6 protein-coding genes are annotated in these 3,919 nt (G+C 68.0%); all 6 read left to right on the top strand.

What is annotated here, in order from left to right; genetic code table 11:
* Positions 1–56: 56 nt before the first annotated feature.
* The gene (locus WAW17_RS23145) at positions 57–440 is read left to right on the top strand and encodes an NUDIX domain-containing protein (RefSeq protein WP_422335244.1); all 384 of its coding nucleotides are present in this window, start codon (positions 57–59) and stop codon (positions 438–440) included.
* A gap of 1 nt (position 441) precedes the next feature.
* A complete protein-coding gene (locus tag WAW17_RS23150; protein ID WP_422335245.1) occupies positions 442–795 on the top strand; it encodes a lycopene cyclase domain-containing protein in 354 nt (117 codons plus the stop codon).
* Positions 792–1,124: a lycopene cyclase domain-containing protein gene (locus WAW17_RS23155; RefSeq protein ID WP_422335246.1), complete on the top strand. Its 333-nt coding sequence runs from the start codon at positions 792–794 to the stop codon at positions 1,122–1,124. The genes WAW17_RS23150 and WAW17_RS23155 overlap by 4 nt, the downstream gene beginning before the upstream one ends.
* Positions 1,124–2,689: an FAD-dependent oxidoreductase gene (locus tag WAW17_RS23160; protein WP_422335247.1), complete on the top strand. Its 1,566-nt coding sequence runs from the start codon at positions 1,124–1,126 to the stop codon at positions 2,687–2,689. Before WAW17_RS23155 ends, WAW17_RS23160 begins: the two co-directional genes overlap by 1 nt.
* Positions 2,686–3,705: a DUF5914 domain-containing protein gene (locus WAW17_RS23165; RefSeq protein ID WP_422335248.1), complete on the top strand. Its 1,020-nt coding sequence runs from the start codon at positions 2,686–2,688 to the stop codon at positions 3,703–3,705. The genes WAW17_RS23160 and WAW17_RS23165 overlap by 4 nt, the downstream gene beginning before the upstream one ends.
* A 15-nt stretch (positions 3,706–3,720) precedes the next feature.
* A partial coding sequence (locus WAW17_RS23170) for a hypothetical protein (protein ID WP_422335249.1) occupies positions 3,721–3,919 on the top strand: 199 nt, incomplete at its 3' end.

Raw genomic sequence — 3,919 nt, forward strand, 5'->3', positions numbered from 1 at the left:
CTCTTCCGAGTAGTTCTTGCGTGACATGACTGAAGATCATCTCGCTTCCCCAGCAGGTGCTGGATTCAGCGTGTCCAAGAACCGGGGTCAAGGCCCGGCATCCGGGGCCGGGCGAACCGGTCGGCGCGGCAGTGCGTCGCCGTGCCGCCCACGAACTGGGCCTGACGATCGACGAGCCGGTGTGTGTACTACCGGAGTTCCGGTATCGCGCCGTCGCCGCCGACGGCATCGTGGAAAACGAAATCTGCCCGGTGTTCTGTGCCCGCACCGACGGTGTGGTGGAGGCCGCCGCGGCGGAGGTGATGGAGTGGCGCTGGGCATCATGGTCCGAACTGTGCGTGGGTGCGACGTTGTCGTGGCCGATCAGCCCGTGGGCGGCGGCTCAGATTCCACTGCTGGACGCGAGCGGCATCGGCATCTTCACCCGAGACGGAGTGTGAGATGGATTCATGGCATTACCTGTTTGCCTTGGTGGCCTGCCTGATCGTGACGGCACCGCTCGAATGGTGCGGCGCCCGTGTCTACCGGCGGCCGGCCCGTGCCGTGCGAGCCATCGTGCCGGTGGCCCTGCTGTTCCTGGTCTGGGATGTGCTAGCGATCGCTGCCGGAGTGTGGAGCTTCAATCCTCGCTATGTGACCGGGGTCGAACTACCGGGGCGGATCCCTGTCGAGGAAGTGTTGTTCTTTGTTGTGGTTCCGCTGTGTGCCCTGCTCACCTATGGCACCGTCGAGTCCCTGCTGCAACGGATCCCGTGGCACGGGCGGACGCGGCGGGCCGGGCAGGTGGGACGATGACCGGGCTCGGCTACACGCTGCCCGCCCTGGCCGCGGTCATCATCGTGTGTACTGCCGAGATGACGGTGCTGCATACCGGTTTGTTCCGGCGGCCCGGGTACTGGCTGAGCATGGTGATCGTGCTCGGTTTCCAGATTCCGGTCGACGGCTGGCTGACCAAGCTCGATGCCCCGATCGTGGTGTACGACGCCGACCACATCAGCGGAGTGCGGTTCCCCCTCGATATCCCGGTCGAGGATTTCCTGTTCGGGTTCGCGTTGGTGACAGCGGTGTTGCTGGCGTGGGAGCCCAGGCGGCGCCGACGTGCCGGAAGGAAGGAACCGATGTGATGACCATCGACCCCCGCCGCACCCGGCATCCCGCGCCACCGGGAATCCCCGACGCCGGGCGGCGTGCAACGCGCCCACACGTGGTGGTCGTCGGTGCCGGTGTAGCCGGGCTCGCCGCCGCGACCGGGCTCGCCGAACGCGGCGTCACCGTCGACGTCGTCGAGCGTGAACACTACCTCGGCGGGCGCGTCGGCGGCTGGACCGACCACCTCACCGACGGCAGCACTGTTGCGATGAACCGCGGATTCCATGCGTTCTTCCGGCAGTACTACAACCTGCGGGCACTGTTGCGCCGCCCCGACCCGGAACTGCGCCGATTGACCCCGCTCGACGACTACCCGCTGATCGACGCACACGGTCGACGCGACAGTTTTCGTGGCCTGCCCCGCACCCCACCCTGGAACGCGCTCGCTTTCGCACTGCGCAGCCCCACCTTCCGGGTGCGCGACCTGGCGAGCATCGACACCCGCGCCGCAGCCCCGCTGGCGGCGGTGTCGGTCCCCGACAACTACCACCGACTCGATCACCTCGACGCCGATACCTTCCTGCAGAACATCAACTTCCCCGACGCGGCCCGGCATCTCGCGTTCGCGGTGTTCTCACGCAGCTTCTTCTCAGAACCGTCGCACATGTCCGCGGCAGAACTGGCCATGATGTTCCACATCTACTTCCTGGGCTCGCGTGAGGGTCTCCTCTTCGACGTAGCCGACTCCAACTTCGACGACCTGTGGACACCACTGCGGGAATACTTGACGAGTCCCGGGGTCCGCCACCGCACCGGCACCGTGCACTTTCACACCGGCGTCGCCATCACCGCCATCGACACCGGCGGGAAGGCACCGTTCCGGCTCTACGACACCACCGGCGCCTGGCTGGACGCCGACGCGGTCGTGTTAGCCACCGACACGACAGCGCTTCAGCTCATCGTGGCTGCCTCTCCCTCCCTCGGGGACACGGACTGGCAAGCCCGAGTTCGAGACATCGGCCGCGCACCCCCCTTTCTCGTACACCGGCTCTGGCTCGATCGGCCCGTCGCCGAAGACCGGCCGGCCTTTCTCGGCACCGGCAACCTGGGCCCGCTCGACAACATCAGCGTCCTGAACCGCTACGAACACCAAGCCGCCGACTGGGCCCGCCGCCACAGCGGCTCCGTCATCGAACTGCACGCCTACGCCCTGCCCGAGACCGCCGACCCGGCACCAGCCGCCGACCTGCGGATGCGGATGCTGGCGCGGCTGCACGCCATCTATCCCGAGACCGCGGCGGCCCGCATCATCGACGAACGGCTGCAGTATCGCCGTGACTGCCCCCGGTTCGGGCCCGGCGACTTCGCACGCCGACCCGGGGTCACCACCCCGAACCGCGGGCTGGTTCTGGCCGGTGACGGGATTCGTATCGACCTGCCGGTGGCACTGATGGAACGTGCCGCCACCACCGGCTGGTCGGCCGCGAACCACCTGCTCGCCCAGTGGGACGTCACCGGACACGAGCTGTACACCGTGCCCATCCGAGGCCGATCAGCCTTGCTACGCCGACTCGCCACCCGAGAAAGCCGCACAACATGAGCATTCTGGATCCGCTGTATGCGCGGTGGCCACACACGTGGCCGCTGCAACCGGTCACGCCGACCCGATGGGATGGACAACAACCCACCTACCGAGCTGCCGACCCCCGCTTGATCGCGGCGATCCTCGATCGCACGCAACGGCGCCCCTCCGGTAACTGGTACGTCTTCGGCGCCAGCAGCGCCGTCCGCACCGACAGACCCTTCGCGGCCACCGTCGCCGGTGTCGAACTCGTCGCCTGGCGCGACTCCCACCATGTCCTGCATGTCGGGCCCGGCGCCTGCCCGCACCTCGGGGCACCTCTGGCCTCGGCCGCAGTGCACTGCGGTGCCCGGGTCTGCCGCTGGCACGGACTGCGCATCGATGCCCGCGGCGGGCCAAATTGGACTCCGTTTCCCAGCCACGACGACGGAGTGCTGGTGTGGGTTCGCCTCGACCGCATCGGCAACGAACCACCCCTGACCGCGCCGCTCGTCGCCGCGCGCCCGCCCGCCCGGTCACACCTGGCGGCGGTGGCAACCCTCACCGGAATCTGCGAACCGGCCGACATCATCGCGAACCGTCTCGACCCCTGGCACGGTGCCTGGTTCCACCCCTACTCGTTCACCCACCTCGAGGTACTCGACGCACCCGGCCGAAACGTCACCGACCACGACAACGACCGATTCGTGGTCGCTGTGACCTTTCGGCTCGGCGGGCGCCTCGGCGTCCCGGTCCACGCCGAATTCACCAGTCCCGACCCCCGCACGGTCGTTATGCGGATCATCGACGGCGAAGGCGCCGGAAGTGTCGTGGAAACCCACGCCACACCCCTTGGCCCCGGTTCCGACGGTCGTCCACGGACCGCCGTCATCGAAGCCGTCATCGCCGATTCGCCCCGGCGCGGTTTCGTCGTCGCACGCCACGCGTCCCGCGCCGTCGCTCCTCTGCTGCGCCGCGCCGCCACCCGACTGTGGCGCGACGACCTCGCCTACGCCGAACGGCGCTACCAGCAACGCACCCGGAAGAGCGCCTGATTGCCGGAGGACTCCATGGCTCGTTATCTCTTGGGCGCCAGTCCCATACCCGGACACGTGCTACCCATGCTGCGCATCGGTGCCGATCTACGCCGCCGAGGCCACATGGTGGAACTGCTGACCAGTTCGGACTTTCACGACCTGGGGCCTTACCCCCGGCTTGTGGACACGGGTGGTGGATTACGCGGCGGATGCCAGCGTAGCGGTGTAGAGG

Origin of the sequence: Rhodococcus sp. (in: high G+C Gram-positive bacteria) (assembly GCF_049286785.1) — a bacterium.
Classification (GTDB): Bacteria; Actinomycetota; Actinomycetes; order Mycobacteriales; family Mycobacteriaceae; genus Rhodococcus_F.